The 21,076-nt window shown below is 64.9% G+C and carries 13 protein-coding genes; 5 read left to right on the top strand and 8 right to left on the bottom strand.

Features of this window, described 5'->3' with window-relative positions; genetic code table 11:
* Nucleotides 1-29 precede the first annotated feature (29 nt).
* Nucleotides 30-647 (bottom strand): YceI family protein, encoded by a 618-nt coding sequence (locus tag GE253_RS10375; RefSeq protein WP_153204073.1) that lies wholly within the window; start codon nucleotides 645-647, stop codon nucleotides 30-32.
* A gap of 163 nt (nucleotides 648-810) precedes the next feature.
* On the opposite strand from GE253_RS10375, the gene GE253_RS10370 reads away from it, so the two are divergent.
* The 4 genes from GE253_RS10370 to GE253_RS10355 all read left to right on the top strand — a co-directional run bounded on the left by GE253_RS10370 (nucleotide 811) and on the right by GE253_RS10355 (nucleotide 5,057).
* Nucleotides 811-2,142 carry an MFS transporter gene (locus GE253_RS10370; protein ID WP_153204072.1) on the top strand — a complete coding sequence of 444 codons (1,332 nt, stop codon included), beginning with the start codon at nucleotides 811-813 and terminating at the stop codon, nucleotides 2,140-2,142.
* 171 nt (nucleotides 2,143-2,313) lie between these two features.
* The gene (gene rpmB / locus GE253_RS10365; protein ID WP_153204071.1) at nucleotides 2,314-2,610 is read left to right on the top strand and encodes a 50S ribosomal protein L28; all 297 of its coding nucleotides are present in this window, start codon (nucleotides 2,314-2,316) and stop codon (nucleotides 2,608-2,610) included.
* Nucleotides 2,611-2,737: 127 nt separating this feature from the next.
* Nucleotides 2,738-3,517, top strand: a complete 780-nt coding sequence (locus GE253_RS10360) for a queuosine precursor transporter (RefSeq protein ID WP_153204070.1) — start codon at nucleotides 2,738-2,740, stop codon at nucleotides 3,515-3,517.
* Between the two features lie 148 nt (nucleotides 3,518-3,665).
* Nucleotides 3,666-5,057, top strand: a complete 1,392-nt coding sequence (locus tag GE253_RS10355; protein WP_153204069.1) for a methyl-accepting chemotaxis protein — start codon at nucleotides 3,666-3,668, stop codon at nucleotides 5,055-5,057.
* Between the two features lie 175 nt (nucleotides 5,058-5,232).
* On the opposite strand, the gene GE253_RS10350 is transcribed toward GE253_RS10355, so the two are convergent.
* The 7 genes from GE253_RS10350 to GE253_RS10320 form a co-directional block, all read right to left on the bottom strand.
* On the bottom strand, nucleotides 5,233-5,727 hold the full coding sequence (locus GE253_RS10350) for a hypothetical protein (protein ID WP_153204068.1): 495 nt from the start codon (nucleotides 5,725-5,727) through the stop codon (nucleotides 5,233-5,235).
* 181 nt (nucleotides 5,728-5,908) lie between these two features.
* On the bottom strand, nucleotides 5,909-9,439 hold the full coding sequence (smc, locus tag GE253_RS10345; RefSeq protein WP_348770821.1) for a chromosome segregation protein SMC: 3,531 nt from the start codon (nucleotides 9,437-9,439) through the stop codon (nucleotides 5,909-5,911).
* 263 nt (nucleotides 9,440-9,702) lie between these two features.
* Nucleotides 9,703-10,368, bottom strand: coding sequence for a thioredoxin domain-containing protein (locus GE253_RS10340; protein ID WP_153204066.1), 666 nt, complete (start codon nucleotides 10,366-10,368; stop codon nucleotides 9,703-9,705).
* Between the two features lie 115 nt (nucleotides 10,369-10,483).
* Nucleotides 10,484-11,359 (bottom strand): hypothetical protein, encoded by an 876-nt coding sequence (locus tag GE253_RS10335; protein WP_153204065.1) that lies wholly within the window; start codon nucleotides 11,357-11,359, stop codon nucleotides 10,484-10,486.
* A 2-nt stretch (nucleotides 11,360-11,361) separates the two neighbouring features.
* Complete coding sequence (locus GE253_RS10330) at nucleotides 11,362-12,402, bottom strand: hypothetical protein (protein WP_153204064.1); 1,041 nt, start codon at nucleotides 12,400-12,402, stop codon at nucleotides 11,362-11,364.
* Between the two features lie 143 nt (nucleotides 12,403-12,545).
* Nucleotides 12,546-16,910, bottom strand: coding sequence for a translocation/assembly module TamB domain-containing protein (locus tag GE253_RS10325; RefSeq protein WP_153204063.1), 4,365 nt, complete (start codon nucleotides 16,908-16,910; stop codon nucleotides 12,546-12,548).
* A 17-nt stretch (nucleotides 16,911-16,927) separates the two neighbouring features.
* Nucleotides 16,928-18,739 carry an autotransporter assembly complex family protein gene (locus GE253_RS10320; RefSeq protein ID WP_173012580.1) on the bottom strand — a complete coding sequence of 604 codons (1,812 nt, stop codon included), beginning with the start codon at nucleotides 18,737-18,739 and terminating at the stop codon, nucleotides 16,928-16,930.
* Nucleotides 18,740-19,200: 461 nt separating this feature from the next.
* Between GE253_RS10320 and typA the strand changes: the two genes are divergently transcribed.
* On the top strand, nucleotides 19,201-21,024 hold the full coding sequence (gene typA / locus GE253_RS10315) for a translational GTPase TypA (protein ID WP_153204061.1): 1,824 nt from the start codon (nucleotides 19,201-19,203) through the stop codon (nucleotides 21,022-21,024).
* The last annotated feature ends 52 nt before the right edge of the window (nucleotides 21,025-21,076 follow it).

Below are 21,076 nucleotides of genomic sequence, written 5' to 3'. Positions count from 1 at the left end.
GGTGCAAATGGCTTGACCGCATGGCCCCGTCAAGGCGGTGTGGGCTCCGGAATCAGGCCGGTCGCATCGATCCGCAGGGCCACCTTATTGGCGATGAACAGCCCGGCCACCCCGTCCACCATACCGTAATCCCGACGGTCCAGCGTGCCCTTGACGGTGATGAACAGTCGGCCAGACGCACCGTCCTGATCCGGCGTAATCGCCACATCCAACGCCAGGGGCCGCGTCACCCCACGCAGGGTCAGTTCCCCCCGGATGATGCCGCTGGCGGGGCCGGTGCGCTCCACACTCAAGCCCTTGAAATGCATGGTCGGGTAGCGTTCGGTCCAGAAGAACCCTTCCCCCCGCAGCCGTGCGTCACGCGCTGGCTGGCCGGTATCCACACTGTCCGTGCCGATGGTGACATCGATATCGGCCACCTGCCCGCTGTCGGGATCAAAGGTCACATCGCCCTGTACGGCCGGAAAGCGCCCTTCGGCCTTGGCCACCGCCAGATAGCGCACGCTGAAGCCGACACGCGTATTCTCCGCCCCCAGCCGATAGGCGCGCAGGGCCGCCGGTGCCGTTTGCCAGGGCAACAGCGACAGCAGCACCAACCCCAAGGCGGCGTGTGGATGACAGACGGTGGCACGGGCGATCAGCCCCATGGCGGCATCCCTGTGGAAGGGCAGTCAGTTTTACAGTCTCTGACCAAATCATGTTCCCAGTAAAAAGACCATTATGGCGCTGTCACGGCAAAGACACTTGGCCCGGCCCCGTACGCATGACAGGGTGCCCACCCAGCCTATGAAGACGCCAAGGGGACGGCATTTGGAACAGACGCTGAAAGGACGCAAGGCGGCGGTCGCCGGCTGGTGCCTGTATGATTGGGCCATGTCGGCCTTCAACACGGTGATCGGCACCTTCGTCTTCAGCGTCTATTTCACCAAGGGCGTGGCGGCCGACCCCGATTCGGCGTCGGCCGACTGGGCCTTCATGCTGGGTCTCTCCGGGCTGGCCATTGCCGTGCTCTCTCCGGTGCTGGGGGCCATCGCCGACAAGGGCGGGCGGATCAAGCCCTGGCTGGGCGGCTTCACCGCCATCGCGGTGGTGGGGGCCGCCCTGCTGTGGTTCGTGCGGCCCGACCCTTCCTATGTGCTGCTGGCCCTGGTCATTGTCGGCGTTGCCAGCACGGCCTTTGAACTGGCCAATGTGTTTTATAATGCGCTGCTGCCCGGCATCGCGCCGCCCAGCCATCTGGGTCGGGTCTCCGGCTGGGGTTGGGGGACCGGCTATATTGGCGGGCTTTTATCGCTGATGGGCTGTCTGCTGCTGCTGTTGCAGACGGACACGCCGCTGTTCGGCCTGCTGGACAAGGCGGAGGCCGCCCCGGTACGCGCCACCTCCGTGCTGGTCGCCATCTGGTACGGGTTGTTCGCCCTGCCCTTGTTCCTGCTGGTGCCGGACCGACCGGGCAGTACCGCCCCGCTGGGGCAGATCGTGCGCGAAGGACTTTCCACGCTGGGCCGCACCCTGCGCGCCCTGCCCTTCCATGGCAATCTGCTGCGTTTCCTGGTGGCGTCGGCCCTGTGGCGGGACGGGATCAATACCATCACCGCTTTCGGCGGCATCTATGCCGGCATCATTTTCGGCATGACGGAGGCGCAACTGATTCTGTTCGCCATCCTGCTGAATGTCTCCGCCGGGCTGGGCGCCATCGGCTTCGCCTGGCTGGATGACCGGATCGGGGCCAAGCCGACCCTGATCATTTCCATCATCGGGCTGATTCTCTCCGGTGTCGGGCTGATCGCTATCGGCACGCCGGCCTGGGGCTGGGCCCCGGCGCTTAATCTGCCGCTGGATTTCACCCCTGATCAGCAGTGGCTGCTGGTCCTGGGGCTGGTGCTGGGCTGTTTCTTCGGTCCCGCCCAGGCCGCCGCCCGCTCCATGATGGCCAGGCTGGCACCAAAGGGGCTGGAAACAGAGTTTTTCGGCCTTTACGCCCTGACCGGGCGGGCCGTGGGCGTGCTGGGGCCGCTTTGCTATGGCGCTGCCGTCAGCCTGTTCGCCACCCAGCGGGCCGGCATGGGCACGGTGGTGGCCCTGTTCCTGCTGGGGCTGGGCCTGCTGCTGCTGGTCCGGGAGCCGGGCCGCCAAGGCTGAAGGCGGCTATGCTGCAATGAATGAGGGGCCCGGGCTTGACTCACGGCCCCGCGTCGTCTATCAACGCGGCTTCATCGGCCAGGGTTCGCCTTGGCTGGATTGGTTTTATCGTGTCCGGTGCGCCCGGTAATTCTCTCGCGGGCCGCCAGCAGCTTAAAGATAGGTGTTTCGATGTCCCGCAAGTGCGCCGTGACCGGCAAGGGTGTGCAGACCGGTAACAACGTCTCCCACGCCAACAACAAGTCCCGTCGGCGCTTCCTGCCGAACCTGCAGGAAACCTCGCTGATGTCGGATGCGCTGGGCCGCATGATCCGCCTGCGTCTGTCCACCAATGGCATTCGCACGATTGAGCACAAGGGTGGCCTGGACGCTGCCCTGCTGGATATCGCTGATGCCAAGCTGGACGTTGATGCCCGCAAGGTGAAGAAGCAGATCCAGAAGGCACTGGCCGCCAAGACCGCCGCCTGAGTCGGCGTCTGACGGTTACAGTTCGCTGCTGACGGTATTGTCGGCCCCGCGAAACCCCATCCGGGCGTTTCGCGGGGCCGCTGCCGTTTGGGGTTTGTTTTTTCTTGCTGCCGATTCGCGTGCCCCCATGTCGCTCTCCCCTGCCGATCTTATCGCCTTTCTCAACCAGGTGCCGCCGGAAGCGCTGCTGCTGTTCCAGGCCCTGTTCTGTTTCGGCGCCATCCTTCTGATGGCGCGGCTGTTCGGAGCGGCGGGGCTCTATCTCTACATTGCCGTCGCCGTGATCAGCGCCAATGTGGAGGTGCTGAAGGCCGTGCAGTTTGGCTTTTATGACCATCCCGTGGCCATGGGCACGGTGCTGTTCGGCTCAACCTATCTGGCCACCGATATCCTGACCGAACATTTCGGCCGCGCCGCCGCGCGCCGCGCCGTATTCCTGTCCTTTGCCGCCTATCTGCTGTTCACCCTGCTGATGATACTGACGCTGGGCTTCCGGCCCATGAATGCGGAACAGGCCGGCACGGACATGGCCTGGGCCTTGGGGATGCAGGACCATATCGCCGCCCTGTTCACGCCGGCCCCAGCGCTGTTCGCCGCCGGCATGACCGCCTACCTCACCAGCCAGCTGTTCGACGTCTGGGTCTATCAACGCATCCGGGGAGCCACCGGCGACCGGCACCTGTGGTTGCGCAATAATGGCAGCACCATGCTGTCATCGCTGGTAGACAATGTCATGTTCAGCGTGCTGGCCTGGGTGGTGTTCGCGCCGGAACCGGTGGGCTGGGAAGCCCTGTTCTTTACCTATATCCTGGGCACCTATGGTTTGCGTGTCGCCTTGTCTTTGCTGGACACGCCATTTATGTATTTGTCACGCTGGGCGTTGGGAAAGCATCTACCCTCCCGCTGAGATTGCCTTGGGCTTCCCTTTTCATGCTGCTACGCAACAAATGGGGGGCGGACCGGCATTCCGAGCAACAGTATAGTTCGATTTTATAAATTTAATTGCCTTAAGATAGCGCTACCTTTCAGTGGTGGCGAGATGGGGCAAGAAATTGATGCAAAAAGATAAAATGCTACAGATCGGGGTGGCGGTCGCGGGTCTGGCCATTGCCCTTCTGGTGGGTGGGGGCAGCCTGTCCAGCGGTCTCTTCTGGCTGGGTCTCTTCATCGGGTTAGCGGCCATTCTGGCGGGGCTCTGGATCAGCCCTGCAACCCAGACCACGCCTGTCATCAGCGATGACGAAGCGCTGATGGAGACTTTCCGGCGCATTGCCTTCGACAAGTCACCGGACCCGATGCTGGTGGCCAACACCACCAGCTTCGTCATTTCCAACGACGCCGCGCTGAAATTCATCAAGGCCAAGGATGCCAAACAGCTGCGCGGCGTGCTGCCCGGTGCCTTGTCCCCGGAACGACAGCCCGACGGCCGCGTCTCCGCCGAGGTGGCAGGAGCCTATCTGCAAGAGGCAATCCGCGATGGCTTCCGCCGATTCGAATGGATGCACCTGGCGCTGGATGGCAGCCCGCTGCCGGTGGAAGTGACCCTGGTCCCCTTCCCGTTCAGGGGGGAACCCCACGTCCTGGTGTATTGGAAGGATATTGCCGACCTCTGGCAATCGCGTGAACGCAGCGCCAAGCTGGCAGACGAGGTGAATATTGTGGTGGACGGCTTCGCCACCGCATCGGCCGCCTTGCAGGATGCGGCCACCCAGAATGCCGATCTGGCTGAACAGAGCAAGGTCCAGATTGGGGCGGCCAATGATGCCGCCCGGCGCGTCTCCGCCGACACCCAGGAGGTGGCCGCCGCCGCCGGCCAATTGTCCGCTTCCATTGACGCGATCAACCGGCGCGTGGCAGAGGCAACCGGCATCTCCCGCACGGCAGAGGGGGAATCCCATCACGCCAATGAACTGATCCAGGGTCTGGCCGACATGGCCGGGCAGATCGGCACCGTGGTCAACCTGATCAATGAGATTGCCAGCCAGACCAACCTGCTGGCGCTGAACGCCACGATTGAGGCCGCCCGCGCCGGGGAGGCCGGCAAGGGCTTCGCCGTGGTAGCCGGTGAGGTGAAGAGCTTGGCAACCCAGACGGCACGGGCCACCGGGGAAATTGCCGAGCAGATCACGGCCATCCAAAACCAGTCGCAGATGAGTGTGGACGCCATCCGGACCGTCACCCGGGTGCTGGGCCAGATGAACGAAATCTCCAGCGCGATTGCTGCCAGCACCGAAGAACAGGGTTCCACCACCCGCGACATTGCCAGCCGCGCCGACAGCGTGGCCGCTGGTGTCAGCCAGTTGGCCAAGAATGTGGAACAGCTGGGCGAGATGGCGCAGCAGAGCGGGGCCGGCTCTGAAACCATGCTGATGGCGACCGCCGATCTGGACCGCAACTTCCGTCAGTTGCGGGAAAAGGTGTCGGCCTTCGTTGCCGGCCGCCGGTAGCCTTATCCCAACCCGCCTGAAGGTTGACCTTCAGGCGGGTTGGAGGCCAGCGACTGCCGGCTCAGCACCTCGTGGCGCGCAAGCCAAGCTGCCGGATGGCAGCGCCCGGCGTCTGAGAGAACGCAAAATCTCCCTGGATCGGTCACAATCAAGGGAGATGGGGATAACTGGAAAATCAGCGCTGCAACTGCCCCTGCTGCGGGATCAGCGCCAAGCAGTTTTCCACGATGCGATAGCACTGGCCCAGCCGGGCGCTCGGCCCCTGGCTGGCACCGCCATAGACGATGCGCTGCACCACGCCATCCTTCACCGTGAAGGTGGCCTGACAGTCGCGCGTCTCCGTCTCCGGATAATCGAACGGGCCCGGCCCCCAGCCATAGCCATACCAGGGCGACCAGGGACGGTAGAAACCATAGGCAGCGGAGAAGCGCGGGCTGCCCGGAATGGTCACCAGCCGCTCGCTGGTATAGGTGAAATATTCCACATTATCGACCGTGGCCGTCCGCGTCGGCACCCCGGCGCAGGACAGCAGGGTCTGTTTGGGCATACCGACAAAGGCCTGCTGGGCATAGAGCGCCTGATCGGCCTGCGGGTTGGCACAGGCGGCAAGGCCCAGCAGCGCGGCCGCGCCCGCGGCCAAACGCACGCCCGTCTTCAGACGAGAAACCATGGTGCATACTCCTCAACATGCGTCCCGGGCCCGATCAGCGGGCCCTGCTTCTGCCGCCCCGTCCGGCCGGCGGACCGGAAAGGGCTGATCCCTCTCCTGATACGCTGACCGACCTGTTTTCCTGTCATGGCAAAATGGCATCGCCAAGGCATCGTTGCAATGTGACGAAAAGGAATGGCCGTCAGCTTTCCACCATTTCCGCCGCGCGGGCCAGATCGACCGACACCAGTTTGGAAACACCGCGCTCCATCATGGTCACGCCGAACAGCCGGTCCATGCGGGCCATGGTCAACCGGTGATGGGTGACGATCAGGAAGCGGGTGGCCCCGCTGCGGGCCATTTCTTCCACCATGTCACAGAACCGGCCGACATTGGCCTCGTCCAGGGGCGCGTCCACCTCATCCAACACACAAATGGGGGCGGGGTTGCACAGGAACACGGCGAACAGCAGGGCCAGGGCCGTCAGCGCCTGTTCCCCGCCCGACAGCAAAGACAGCACCTGCAATTTCTTGCCCGGCGGGCTGGCATAGATTTCCAGCCCCGCATCCAGCGGATCTTCGGCTTCCGTCAGTTTCAGATGCGCTGAGCCGCCGCCGAACAGGCGGGTGAACATATCCTGGAAATGCGCATCCACCTTGGCAAAGCTGGCCAGCAGCCGTTCCCGCGCCTCCCGGTTCAGACCATTGATGCCCTGGCGCAGGCGGGCGATGGCGGCGGTGAGGTCTTCCTTTTCCGCTGTCATGGTGCCGATCTGCGTTTCCATCTCCGCCACTTCCTGCTCAGCCCGCAGGTTGACGGGGCCGATACGTTCCCGCTCATCCAGCAATTTCGACAGGCGCTGTTCCAGGGCCGCCGGGTCGGGCCGCTCGTCATCAGCGTCGAAATCAATGCCGGTGGCGGCGGCGATCCGGTCCGGTTCGCAATCCAGCTTCTCGGCGATACGTTCCGCCAAGGCCTGCATATGCTGCAGGGCCTGGGAAACGGCAGCTTCGGCATGAGCGCGGGCTTCCCGCGCATCGGCCAGGGCCGTTTCCGCCTTGGTGCGGGCCTGTTCGGCATCGGCCAGTTCCGCCTCGCCCGCCTGCAAGGCGGCCAGCGCCTCGGCCCGGTGGCGCTCGGCGGTCTGGATTTGGGCTGCCAGCAGGCGGCGTTCCTCCTGGATGGCCAGGGGGCGTTCGGCCAGGGTTTCCAACTCCTCCCGCCCCTCAGCGGCGCGCTGTTCCAACTCGGCCAGCCGGCTGGCCGCGCCTTCCACGCGCGCGGCCCAGCCCTGCTCTTCCTGTTGCAGCAGTGACAGGCGGCGGCGGCGCTGTTCAGCTTCGCGCAGCAACTGGTCGGCGCGGGCCTGCCGGTTGGCGAGTGCCGCGCGCAGTTCCGCTTGCCGGGCGCGGGATTGGGCAATGGCGTTGCGGGCAATGGCCGCATCGGGCAGTGCATCCAGTGCCGCCTGCGCCTCCGCCTCCGCCGTCGCGGCCTCTGCCCGGTCGGTTTGCAGCGCCGTCAGGCTGCCCAGCAGGGCGTCCAGCTTGGCCGCGGCGGCATCGGCTTCCGCCTTGCGGCGGGTCAAACCGTCGCGCGCCTGCTCCACCGCGCGGAAGCCGCCGCGCACGGCCTCGCGCGCCTGCCGGTCACGTTGGGTCGCCTGATCCTGGGCTTGCCGCGCCTCCCCTTCCCGACGGGCGGCCTGTTCGCGCGCATTGGCATGGGCCTCACGCGCCGTGGCCAGCACCTCTTCTGCCGCATCCAGCTCCATTTCCAGTTCAGCCAAGCGGTTACGCTGGGTCAGGCGGATGGCGGCGGCGGTGGGGGCGCCGGGCTTGCGGGTCAAGCCATCCCAGCGCCAGGCCCCGCCGTCGCGGGTGACGATCATCTGACCGGGCAGCAGAAGGGTCGACAAGCGGACAGCCTGGGCGGCATCCTTCGCCACGCCAATCTGTGGCAGGCAGCGGCCCAGCGCCGCCGGTGCCTTCACATAGTGGGTCAACGCCGCCAGCCCGTCCGGCAGTGCCGTCCCTTCCGGCAAGGGGGGCAGATCACGCCAATAGACATTGGCGGCGGCGTCCAGTGGGGCGGTCAGATCATCACCCAACGCTGCCGCCAGCGCCTGTTCATAGCCACCGATCACCGTCACCGCATCGATCAGCGGCGGGAACAGGTCGGCCTCGTCCAATCCCAGCAGGGCGCGCAGGCCATCGCATTCCGCCTTGATGCGGGTGAAGCGGGATTCCGCCTGGGTCAGCGCCTCCCGGCTGCTTGCCTGGGCCCCGGCGGCCTCTGCCCGCACCCGCTCCAGGGCGCGGTCGGCCTCACCCTTGGCGGATTCGGCATTTTCCGCCTCCTCCCGCGCCAGTTCCAGCCGCTCCTCGGCCAGGGCCAACGCTTCCTCGGCAGCGGCCAGTTCCAGCCCACCATCCAGCCCGTGGCGCAATTGCTCGGCCTGGGCCTGCTGGTCGGCCAGCCGGCGGTCCAGCGTGGCCAGCCGCGCCTGTTGGTCCCGCAGGCGACTCAGTTGGGTGTTACGGGCCGTTTCTTCGGCACCGGCCTGTTCCAGCAGGGCCGCCAGGGCCAGATCGGCCTGTTCCACCGCATCGCGGGCGGTCAACAGGGCCTCCTGCGCCTCCTCCTGATCCAGCAGCTCTTCCGCCTGGGCATCCAGCAATTGCTGGCGTTCTTCGCGCAGGCGCAGCAGGGCATTGTCGGCATCGGTGGCGAGTGCGCGTTCGCGCGACAGGTCAGACGCGATTTGCGCCAGCCGGCGCTGGGTGGCAGATCGGGCCTCCGCAACGCGCGCCTCTTCCGCCGCCAGTTGTTCGCGCGCCAGCACCAGCCGTTGCAGGGCCGCCGCCGCGTCGGCCTCCGCCTGGCGTTTGGGCGGCAGGGTGGCGGCGATGGCGGCCCGGCTTTCAGCCAGGGTCGTGCCCGCCAGCATGGCCTGTCGCACCGCCTCATCCGCGCGGGCATGGCCGCTGCGGGCGCGGGTCAGCGCCCCTTCGGCATCCTGCCAGCGTATATGCAGCAGGCGCGCCTCCGTCTGGCGGATATTTTCTTGCACATTGCGATAGCGGGCAGCCTGTTTGGCCTGTTTGCGCAGGGTTTGCAGTTGGGCATCCAGCGTGCCCAGCACATCATCCAGCCGGGTCAGGTTGGTTTCCGCCGCGCGCAGGCGCAATTCCGCCTCGTGCCGCCTTGCGTGCAGGCCGCTGATGCCGGCGGCTTCTTCCAGCAATTGCCGACGGTCCGCCGGCTTGGCATTGATCAGCGCGCCCACCCGGCCCTGGCTGACCAGGGCCGGGCTGTTGGCACCCGAGGCATTGTCGGCAAACAGGATCTGCACATCGCGGGCGCGCACCAGCTTGCCATTGATGCGGTAATCCGACCCCGACCCGCGTTCCAGCCGACGGGTGATTTCCAGCTCGTCAAACTCGTTGAAGGGCGGTGGCGCGGTGCGGCCATCATTGCCCAGCACCATGGTCACTTCGGCGATATTGCGCGCCGGCCGCATGGTCGTGCCGCCGAAAATGACGTCATCCATATCCTCCCCGCGCATCCGCTTGGCCGAGGTCTCCCCCATGGCCCAGCGCAGCGCTTCCAGCAGGTTGGATTTGCCGCAGCCATTGGGGCCGACCACGCCGGTCATGCCCGGCTCGATCAGCAGTTCGGTCTGGTCAACGAAGGATTTGAAGCCGGTAAGGCGAAGCTTGGTGAACTGCACGGGTGTCGGATTCGCAAAAACGGGAAGGGATGGAACGCAAACGGGGGTGGTGCCAGCGGGCACCACCCCCGTCAATCTATCTCATACCAAGAGCCATGATTCATGGCTCTTGGTATTTGCCAATTCCCTCAAGTGCCGGGCGGCGGCATCCGTCGCCTTGGCTCACGCGGGCACGAGCCCGCGGGCCAGCAGTCGCTGGCCTCCAAGGGGCATGAAACATGCCCCTTGGTATCAAAGCCGTACTGAAGGCGTTTGAGGAACTGTTAAGAAGCCTTGCGCTTGGCACCGGCCTTCTGCACCGCCTCCGTCAACTCATCCAGCTTGGCGCCCATGACGACGTAATTGTCATCGACAATGAAGGTGGGGGTGGAGTTGATCTGCTTTTCCTGGCTGGCGGTGTACTGGCTCTTGATCAGGAAATCTTCCAGTTGCTTGTTGCTGGTGCAGGCATCGAACTGTTCCTGGCTCATCCCCGACAGCCGGGCGATCTGGGACAGGTGCTTCAGATAATCCTGGTTCAGCCAGCTATGCTGCGACTTCATGATCGCCGTCTTCAGCGCCAGCCCTTTGGCCCCGCCGGCGCAGCGCATCAGCATATGGGCGCGCAGGCCCGGCGCATTCATCGGGAAATCACGGAACACCAGCTTCACCTCGCCGGGATCGATGAATTCCTTCTTGAAGGTGGGCAGCATGTTGATTTCAAAATCGGCGCAGTGGGAACAGGCCAGCGAGGCATATTCCACCACCGTCACCTTGGCCTTGGGATCGCCATAGACGATTTCCGCAGTCGCGGCCTTGATATCAATCGCGGCGGCAGGGGCAGCGGGTGCCGTCTGCGCCCAGGCCGGCAGGGCCGACAGCACGGCGGCACCGGCACCAAGGCCCAGCAGGGAACGGCGGGAGAGCGGGGAAAGGTCAAGGCCGCGCACGTCGGGGTGTCTCCTGATCCGAAAAGTCGGCACGACTATAGAACCAGCTTTGCGGCGGCGGCAAGGCGATGTGTGCCGGAAGCACTCCCCAGAATAGTGACTGCGGCGAAACGGGTCAGTGCAGTTGCCGCAGGTACTCCACCATCATTTGCTTGGTATCCGCATCGCTCTGCGCGGCAACGGCAGCAACCAGGGCCTTGCGCTTGGCCTTGCCCAGATCGCTGTTATAGAAATCCTCCAAGGCCTTGAGTGACGGTTCCGGCAGGCGCAGCAGGATGATCGTCAGCCGCTGTATGGCCAGGAACCGGGCAATCTCGTAACGCGGGGGCGAGTGATTTGCATCCCCTTCCGCACGCGTCCGACGGGTGAACTGGTCTACGTAGCGGTCCCGCCCCTGATCGTCCAGCCCCTGCCAAAGGGCGGGCTTTTCCAGATGGCGCAAGGCGGCGGCACCCTGCAGGCGCAGCCCCAACAGGGTGCCTTCCACCTGAATATCCGCCGCTGCCATGGCGCCGGCCAATGCATCAATCCGGCCTTTATCCGCACGAATCTCGTAGGCATCGGTGGCGGACTGTATCACCTTGCCGGGATCAACCCTGCTTTCCGTTTCAACAGCTGATTGAGCCCGGATGAAGTCATTTGCGGCAGCCAGAAATGCGGGAACCTCAGCCCCCCCACCAGCATCCACAGCCTTCAACTCCCGCCGCACCCGCGCCAGCAAATCTGCCGGATCAAAAGCATTCACGACGGACTGACGCAACAAGGGCAGATCGGCATCAACACCGGCTCCGAATTCCTTCCGGACCTCCCCGCCAACAATATCCACAAGGCCCGGCATGGATTGGTAAAGCGATGCAACCTGCTCCATTTGCATCATCGCTTCATCGGCCTTGTCCGCTTCCCCTGAACGGGAGCAACCGGCCAGCAGCAGGGCCGTCAGCACCAGCAGCAGGCCGGACCATTTCAATAGTGACAGCTCCTGCCCCCGCATATTCATACCCGGGCCGCATCAAGTTGCAGCGGACGCGACGCCTCCGCCAGCCGGTTCAGCGTGGTTTCCGCCCGCACAAGCGCAGGCATCGGACCATTCTGCCCGCCTTGCCAACTGCTGGCAGAGAAGAATTTCTCATTGAAGATGCGGCCGTTCAGTTCATCGATCTTGGCCTGCACAATTGGTCCGGGGCGCTCCGCCCGAACAAGCTGCTGAGCATGAACCACCCCCAGGGAAGTACGAAACGGTGTCCCTCGCGGATAATCCGACGCGGAGGGTAATTGTGGTATCGGCCGCTCCTTCGCGCCGAATACAGAGCCAAGTCCCCCTGCCGGGCTCATTTCATGCATCGGAATATCGACCAGGAAATCGGAATCCAGCATGGCCGACATATGCAGCGACAGCTCGATATGGTCGGTCAGCCGTTCCCGCCGGATCTCATTGACGGGCGGCTTGAACAAGGGCGCCTTCTTCAGGCTGCCCACCAGGATGGCGCGTTCCGCCTCCGACAGGGATTTGTCGTCACGGATGGCAAAGGCCACCTCCATGGCATAGAGCTGGTTGCTCTCCACATAATTGATCAGGTCGTTCTGCAGGACGGCTGGGTTGGTGACGGCGGGGGTCGGTGCCGAACGGGTCAGCGTGCCGGCCTTTTCCTCGATATATTTCTTGGCCTTGGCATCGGCCGCATCCATCACCGCCCCCAGGGCGAACATGGCCGCCTTGTTGTTGCTGACCAGATGCAGCGCATTGAAGGTACGGTTCAGATTATTATTGCAAATGACGTTAAGGGCGGCCCGGCTGGCCAGCACGCGCAGGGAATTGGTGGCAAAGGCCGCCATCAACACCGTGCTGGACGCGACCGACAAGGCCAGCACGATCATTTCGGCCTTTTCCTTGTCGCTTTTTTCCTGCGCTGCCCAGGTTGCCTTATACTGGTCATGGGCCAGATGATAGGCGCTGGCGTAGTCGCGGCAGAAAATCCGCCAGCGTATGGCCTTGGCCTCCAGCTCATCCAAATAATTGCGGATAATATCGCTCATGGCGGTTCCCCGTCCTGAGAAGGCGCCGGGCTGGCGCAAGTGAAGGGCTCGCCCTTTATTCCCGCACCAGCGACGGGGGAGCAAGAAAGCGGGGGCGGTACAGCCATTTGGGGCTTCCCTACCCCTTCCGGCGCAGCCCCCGCTCAATAATCCCATTCAAACTGCACGCCCACCTTGCTTTCCGTGCCCAGTTCGCCGCGCGCCTTGATATGCTGGGTGATGCCATATTCAACCGTGGCCTTGCTTTCGCCCGTGCCCAGCTGCTGCTCCACCCCGACATAGAGATTGTCGCCGATATAGCGGCCGGCGGCCACCGTGCCCGCCCCGGTGCCATCCTCCGATCCACGGAATTCCAGCCGGTCCACACCGAGCGAGCGTTTGACATTATCCACCAGCCCCGGCCCGCCGCCGAACAGGCCGGTCAGCTGCGCCGCACTCTGGGCCAGCTGCAGCGCCTCCAGCGCCGAGAGCTGGCCGGCCCCCCGGTTGAACAGCAGCCGGGCCAATACCTCATCCTCCGGATAAGGCGGCTGGGAGCTGAGCTTGACGCTGGGTTTGGATGGGCGGCCGCCGATGGCGACAATGGCCGTCAAGTCGCCGCGCTGGGTGCGCGCCTCCACATCCAGGGTCGGGTCCAGGCTGCCATCAAAGGTGATGTTGGAGCGGGCGATGGTGAAGGTCTGGCCCAGCAGGGCCAGATCGCCCTTCACCAGGGAGATGGGGCCAGCCACGCTGGGGTTGGCCACTGTTCCGCGCACCTTCAGGGATGCTTTCAGTTCCGCATCCAGCCCCCGGCCTGAAACATAGATGCGGTTGGGCGCCTCCACATCCACTTCCAGTTTTACAACCAACGCTTTGGGTGGGGCATTGGCTGGTTCCGCCTCCGCCGAGCTGGCCCCGGCGGGCGGGGCGATGCGGCGGGGATGGTTGATCTCCACCACCGGCAGATCGGCCACCGATGTCGGCAGCTTATCGGGGATACGGATATAGGCCTTATCCACATCCACCCGCCCGGCCACCAGGATATCGGTCAGCGTGCCGGTGACAGCGATTTCCGCCCCGGCTGTCGCCTCCACCATGTCGATCTGGGCCAGCCTTGCCTTGCGGGCGGTCAGTTTCAGATCAATCTGCCGGTCGCCCCGCTCCGGCCGGAAACCGATGGAGCCGGCCACGCTGACCTGCCCACCGCCCGGCGTCTTGCCATCGAAGCTGCGGATCACCAACCCTTCCGGATCGCCCTGCATCAGCGCGGTGATATCAGTGATCCGCGTGCCCCATTCCTGGTTCTCGTAGGAGGCCCCCTGCAGCTCCACCGTGCCGGAAAGCTGGCGCTGGGCCAGCGTGCCGGCCAGCGCCAAATCCACCGTCATCTGCCCGCCCAGCCGGTCCCCGCTGCCGGCCAGAAAATCATTGAAGCGGCGCAGGGCCATATTGCCTTGCAGCCGGCCGCTGATCGGCTGATCGGTGGGGATAGTTATGGCCGTGGCGCTGCCCTCCATCACCAGCGGCAATTCCCCGCGCGCCGTCAGCCCCACGCCACTGCCCTGGCTGTCCAGCTTGGCCGTCAGGGCCACGCGGCCGTTACGCCAGTTAGCCGCCAGTTCGGCCCCCAGCGGCGTCGGCCCCTTTTCCACCGGCGGGGTGATGGCGAAGCGATCCAGCTTCAGCGACAGGGTGCCCTCCGGTGCGGCCACCGTGCCGCCGATGCTGGCCGTGCCGTTCAGTTCACCATACAGCGTCAGGGTGGGGTCGATGATGCGGGCCCAGGTCAGCGGCACCTTCACCAGCTCCGCCCGCGCCGACAGAGCGTGGCGGTTCAGGTCGGCATTCATCACCACCCGGCTGTCGCCGGAGACGATGGCCAGATCCTTCACCCGCACCACACCGGGGCCATAGGCCAGTTCCGCCGGCTGCGCCGTCTGAAAGCCGGTATCCCCATAAGAACCGGTAAAGCGCGACAGCAGCAGACGCAGCATCACCCCGCCCCCTTCCTTATTCTCCGGGGTGGAGAAGGTGCCGGCCAGCGAGACCTTCACCGGTGCCGGGGCCTTGCCCGCCAGATCCAGCGTCACCGCCGTACCGGTCAGCGGCCCCTTGGCCGTGGCGGTCAGCGTGTCCACCTTCGAATCGCCCGGATCAATCCCCTTGGCCTGCAGGCTGACATCCAGCACCGGCTTGACCAGCGCATCTTCCACCTTGCTGTCCACCGCCACGGCGGCAATGCGCTGACCGTGCCAGCGCCGCCAGATTTCCTTGAAATCGGCGTTGAACGAAACCTGCTGCTGCCCACGCTCAACCGCCAGCTCCAGGCTGAACCGGCCATTGCCCCAGACCTCATCCCCGGCGATGAAGCCGATAATGCCCAGATCTGGCACCGTGCCGGTCAGCCTGCCTTCTGCCGTGCCGGTGGCGAGGTTGGCTTGGATGCCGCCATCGATGTGGTTGATGCCGATCACGGCCGACAGGTTGTCAAGCGCCAACTGGTCGCCCTGCAGGGCGATATCGCCATTGGCGGCCACGCGCTGACCGATGACGCTGGTTTCCGCCGTCAGGGTGCCGCGTGCTGATTTCGGCCCCCCCTGGCCGGTGAATTCCATCTGTGCTGCCCCCAGCTGCAAGCCGTCCAGCACCAGATTGCTGCCATCCAGCCGCAGGACCAAACGGGTTGCCCCCTCCGGCCCCTCCGCCTTGATGCTGGCGGTGACACCGCCCGCCATGGCCACGCCCAAGGCCGGCCCCAGTGGCGAAAGATCATCGATCTTGGCTGACAGATCGCTGGTCAGGCGCTGGCCCGCCAGGGCCACGCCGCCGCGCACTTCCAGATGCGGGCTGATCAAGACCAGATCGCGCAACTGGATTTCCTTGCCGGTCGACAGGTTGACCGACAGGTCCGTCGTCGCCCCCAGCAGCGCATCAGCGGCCGGGGTGGCGGTCTTCAAGTTGCGGCCACGCGCCTTGATGCTGGCCGTCAATTCGCCGCCCGCCCGTTTCAGGGTGACATCCGCCGCCAGTGCCCCCGACAGGTCGCGCCCGGCCAGGGGTGACAGGGTGGCAAGATTGGGGCTCTCCAACACCAGATCGGCTTGGCCCCCCGCGCCCCATTGGGAGAAGGCGCCCTTGCCGCTGGCCTTCAGCAGCGGGCCATCCAGAGAGAGGCTGGTAATATTGATGCTTTGCTGCGGCACCCGGATATCGCCCGTCAGGGCCAGGGTACCGCGCTGGTTGGTGATGCCGCCGCCGCGCATCCCTTCCAGGGCGCTGGTCAGGTCCAGCGCGATGCGGTCCAGCGACCCTTGCGCTGCCGCCGTGCCTTTCAGGGTCACGCTGTCGGCGCCGAACTCATCAAAGCGCGGGGCCTGCACGGTGAAATCCGCCACGACCTTGGGCACCTGCGGTGTGCCGGTGATGGTAATGGTGCCGCGCGCCGTATCGAAGAAGCGGGTCTCCCCCAGGAAAGCGTGCAGGGCCGATTCCGCCGGCACCTGGATCAAGGTGCCCAGATTGACCGCCTTGGTTGTCAGATCATAAGCACCCCCACCGGCCAGCGTACCGGCGGCCATCTGGATGGAGACGCCATCCAGCACAATCTCCTTGCCGGGATGGATCAGCCCGCCGGCCCCCAGCTTCAGTTCCGGCCCCACCAGGGCGCGCCAACGGGCCGGCAGCAGGGCCTGGATATTGCCATCCGCCTCCAGCCCGAAGGTCAGCTTGTCGGCCGCCGGGCGAATGCGGGCCTGGGCCCGGCCATTCACCACATCGCCCGCCTTGGCAGACAGGTTGCCGGTCCAGTCATTCAGCGGGCCATCGCCCTCCAGCGTCACCGTGAAGGCGGGACGGCCGGGAATATCCAGCAATTCCGCCACCAGACCATTTTCCGGTTCCGCCGCCACAGCGGCCAGTTTCAGCCGGCTGCCCGGCTGGTAGAAGGCATCCAGCGTCAAGGTGCCGGGCCGGTCATCAATGCGGGCCACGTCCAGATGCACCGTGCCACCCGGTGCCCCCGCCGGGATATCGGCGCGGCCATCCAGTTTCAGCACCGCCGCCGTTCCGCCCAGCAGATCGGGGCCCAGTTCTGCCCGTCCCACGGCCAACTGCCGCAGATCGATCGCCACCGGCAGGCGGAACGGGGGGGCCTTGGGGTCGTCCGGCTCCGACGAGGCCGGCACGGGCTGGCGGGCCACTGCCACCCTGTCGGCCGTCAACACCTCCACCGACAACCGGCGGGAGAACAGCGCCCAGGGCGACCAGGACAGCCGCGCACCCTCCACATTCAGCCAGACACCCTGGGCATCCGCCATGGTCAGCCGGGTCAGGCGCAGGTCGAACAGGTTGCCGCTGCCCCCTTCCAGCCCCAGCCCGGGCACGGACTGGCGCGCCTGCGCCAGCACGAAATCCCGGCCCGATCCGGTGCCAAGCCAGATGAAGGCAACGGTGAAAACCAGCACGGCCAGCCCGATCAGGCTGGCGAAACCGGCGGCGATCCAGGCCAGCGGTGAGCGCATGTTCATTCCCTCCCCGCCTTTGCTTAGAATGCCTGACCGATGCTGACATAAAGCTGGAAGGCATTATCGCCCTTCCGGCGGTTCAGCGGCACGGCGGCATCCACCCGGATCGGGCCGATGGGCGTGTAATAGCGCCCGCCGATACCGGCGGCATAGCGCAGCCCCTCCCCGAAATCGGGATATTCAGTCGTATAGACATTGCCGGCTTCGATAAAGGGCACGATGCCGATATTTTCCGTCACCTTGACGCGCATCTCCGCCCCCAGTTCCAGCAGCGAGACGCCGCCGGTGGGATTGCGCTCCGCGTCCAGCGGGCCGACCTTCTGATAGCCATAGCCGCGGATGGACCCGCCGCCGCCGGCATAGAAGCGCTTATCGGCCGGCACATCCAGCAGCCCGCCGCCCAGCACCGCGCCATAGACCCCGCGCAGCGCGCCGACATAGCGGCCATTGCCAGAAAAATCATGATAGGCCGAACCGTTCAGCCGACCGATGACAAAGCTGTTGCTGTCCCCCAGGGCTGCCCAATAGGGGGTGACGGTGCCGGAGAGGCGGAAGCCCGCCGTCGGGTCCAGCAGGTTGTTGCTGCGATCCCAGGTCAGCACCAGGGGAAAGCCGATCAGGGTATTGGTCGTGGTCTGCACATTCTCTTTGATCTTCGATTGCTCGGCGGTGACGCCCAGGCTGCCGGTCAATTGTTTGGAAAAACGGCGATTGACGGCGGCGGTAAAGACCAGCGCGTCGCGGCGATAGGCATCGGGCCGTTCCGACACCGCCTCTGCCGTCAGGTTGAGCGACTGGCGGCGGGAGAGGAAATCCGGCTCCTTGTAGGTGGTGATCAGGCGGTAATCCAATTCCTTGACGTCGGTGGTGGTGCCGCGCCGGCCGACACCGGCAATCTCCGCCCCCACCCTGAACTGTTCCGCCCCGCCCAGCAGATTGCGGTGGCCCCAATAGGCATTGGCACCAAAACCATCCTCGGTGGAATAGGCTGAGCCGAAGCCGACATAGCGCATCTCCCGTTCCTGCACATCCACCAGCACGGGGGCCTGGTTCTGCGCGTCGGGCTGATCCTCCAGCCGTATCCGAACGGAGGAAAAGACGCCCAATTCCGCCAGGGCCTGGCGCCCCTCCTCCATCGTGGCGGGGTTGTACTGATCCCCCTGTCGCCAGGGCAGGCGGCGCATCACGGCGCGGTTTTCCACATCCTGCAGCCCGGTAATGCTGACCGGGCCGAAGGCGACACGGGGGCCGGGATCGACCGTGAAATTCACCGCCATGGTCTGGCTGGCATGGTCGACCACCAGCTTGCGATCCAGGGTGCGGGCATAGGCATAGCCCTTTTCGGCGAAGCGGGGGACGATGTGCCCCTCCGCCTCCAGGATCTGCGGCCCGTCCGCCGGCGCCCCCTCCGCCAGCCCAAGCTCGGCGGCCGTCACCGTCTGTTCCGGCAGCGGCACATCGCTGGGACCGGACATGGTGACCTTGCCGATCTTGTAGCGCTCCCCCCGTTCCACATGGATCACCACCTTGGCGGGGCTGTTCTCCACATCAATTTCCAGATCCAGAATGGCATCGTAATAGCCAGTGGAGCGCAGGGCGGCGACCAGGCGATCCAGATCGGCATCGGCCCGCCGGCGCAGGCCGATGGGCGATGGCGGCGGCTGATCCTTCAAAGAGACAAGGCGGGAGACATCGTTCAGCAGGTCGCGCAGCGCCGGACGGTCATCAACCCCCTTGATCTCCACCTCATAGGGCGTCTGCTGGGCCATAACAGGCGCGACCGCCAGCAGCGATACACCGGCCAGGGCCGACAGCAGGAACCGTTTACGCATCTTCCACATTTCCCAATGGCTTCGGGCTCGGGCCCCATGGTGGCAGGTGACGACCGCTGGCACCAGACGGAACCCGTAACGCCTTGGGGCTACATCTTGTTGCATAAGGGAATGGCAGGATGCGACTTAAGGTTAGGGGCGACGGGCGTCGCTAAAACGTGTCCACCAGGGATGAGCCCCATACGGGGCAGCTGTTTTACAGGCTTGGCGGGACGCAACATCCGAAGCGCCAACTCGCTCCGTCACAGAAATTTCACCCACGCAACGCGCAAGGCAGCCCGGCAGGATGCGCCCTTTGCGGCAGCGGGGTGCTTCATTATATTGCGCCGCGACAGACACGCCCGACCCCTGACCTGTGGCCTTAGATGCCGCTGGCCCGGTGGCGGGCATTTTTCATGCGCGAACCTCTTTCCGGCGGATCAGGAATGGGCGGCGCGCTCAGGACAGATTCAGGGCCCCACATGGAATTGCGCAATATCGCCATCATCGCCCACGTTGACCATGGCAAGACCACCCTGGTGGACATGCTGTTGAAGCAGTCGGGCACGTTCCGCGAAAACCAGCAGGTCGCCGAACGCGCCATGGACAGCAACGATCTGGAGCGTGAGCGCGGCATCACCATCCTGGCCAAGTGCACCTCGGTCGTCTGGAACGACGTGCGCATCAACATCGTCGATACCCCGGGCCACGCCGATTTCGGCGGCGAGGTGGAGCGTATCCTGAACATGGTGGACGGCGTCTGCCTGCTGGTGGATAGCGCCGAAGGCCCGCTGCCGCAGACCAAGTTCGTGCTGGGCAAGGCGCTGAAGCTGGGGATGCGCCCGATGGTGATCGTCAACAAGATCGACCGTCAGGACGCCCGCCCCGACGAAGTGCATAATGAGATTTTCGATCTGTTCGCCAGCCTGGACGCCAGCGACGAACAGCTCGACTTCCCCACCCTGTTCGCTTCCGGCCGCAATGGCTGGGCCGTGAACAGCCTGGATGACGAGCGCAAGGATCTGACCCCGCTGTTCGAGCTGGTGGTCAACCATGTGCCGGCGCCGAAGGTGGACAGCGCCGATGCGCCGTTCAAGATGCTGGCGACCACCCTGGAAGCCAACCCCTATCTGGGCCGCATCCTGACCGGTCGTATCCAGTCCGGTCGCGTCAAGACCAACATGGCCATCAAGGCCCTGACCCGTGATGGCAAGCTGATCGAGCAGGGTCGCGCCTCCAAGGTGCTGGCTTTCCGCGGTCTGGAGCGCGTGCCGGTGGACGAGGCGCAGGCGGGTGACATCGTCGCCATCGCCGGTCTGGTGAAGAGCACGGTCGCCGACAGCATCGTGGAAATGAGCGTGGATGAGCCGTTGTCGGCCCAGCCGATCGATCCGCCGACGCTGGCCATGACCTTCTCGGTCAATGACAGCCCGCTGGCCGGCCGCGAAGGCGACAAGGTCACCAGCCGCATGATCCGCGACCGCCTGTTCCGCGAAGCGGAAGGTAATGTCGCCCTGCAGATCCGCGAAACCGCCAATGCCGACGCTTACGAAGTGGCCGGCCGTGGTGAATTGCAGCTGGGCATCCTGATCGAAACCATGCGCCGTGAAGGCTTCGAGCTGTCGATCAGCCGTCCGCGCGTGGTGATGCAGACCGACGAGAACGGCCAGAAGCTGGAGCCGATCGAAGAAGTCGTCATCGACGTGGATGAGGAATTCTCCGGCGTCGTCGTTCAGAAGCTGAACGAGCGCAAGGGCGAAATGCTGGAAATGAAGCCCTCGGGCGCCGGCAAGCTGCGTCTGGTGTTCCATGTGCCGTCACGCGGCCTGATCGGTTACCAGGGTGAATTCCTGACCGATACCCGTGGCACCGGCGTCATCAACCGCCTGTTCGCCGACTATATGCCGTACAAGGGTGCCATCCCGGGCCGCCGCAACGGCGTGCTGATCTCCAACTCCGATGGCGAGGCCGTGGCCTACGCCCTGTGGAACCTGGAAGATCGCGGCCCGATGATGATCGAGCCCGGCTGGAAGGTTTACGAAGGCATGATCGTGGGTGAGCATACCCGCGAGAATGATCTGGAAGTGAACGTCCTGAAGGGCAAGAAGCTGACCAACATCCGCACCACCAGCAAGGATGAAGCCGTCGTTCTGACGCCGCCGATCCGTATGTCGCTGGAAAAGGCCCTGTCCTACATCCAGGACGACGAGCTGGTGGAAGTGACGCCGAAGTCGATCCGTCTGCGCAAGAAGCTGCTGGACCCGAACGCGCGCAAGCGCGCCGAGCGTGCGGCCGAAGCCGAGTAAGCTTGGGGTCGATGGCCTTGTTTCCGGTTGCCCGGAAACAAGGCTTCAGACA

The sequence above is a fragment of the Niveispirillum sp. SYP-B3756 genome, from assembly GCF_009495745.1.
Taxonomy (GTDB): Bacteria; Pseudomonadota; Alphaproteobacteria; order Azospirillales; family Azospirillaceae; genus Niveispirillum.
Note: the sequence above shows the minus strand (reverse complement) of the source record. Positions and strands in the feature narration are given on the sequence as shown.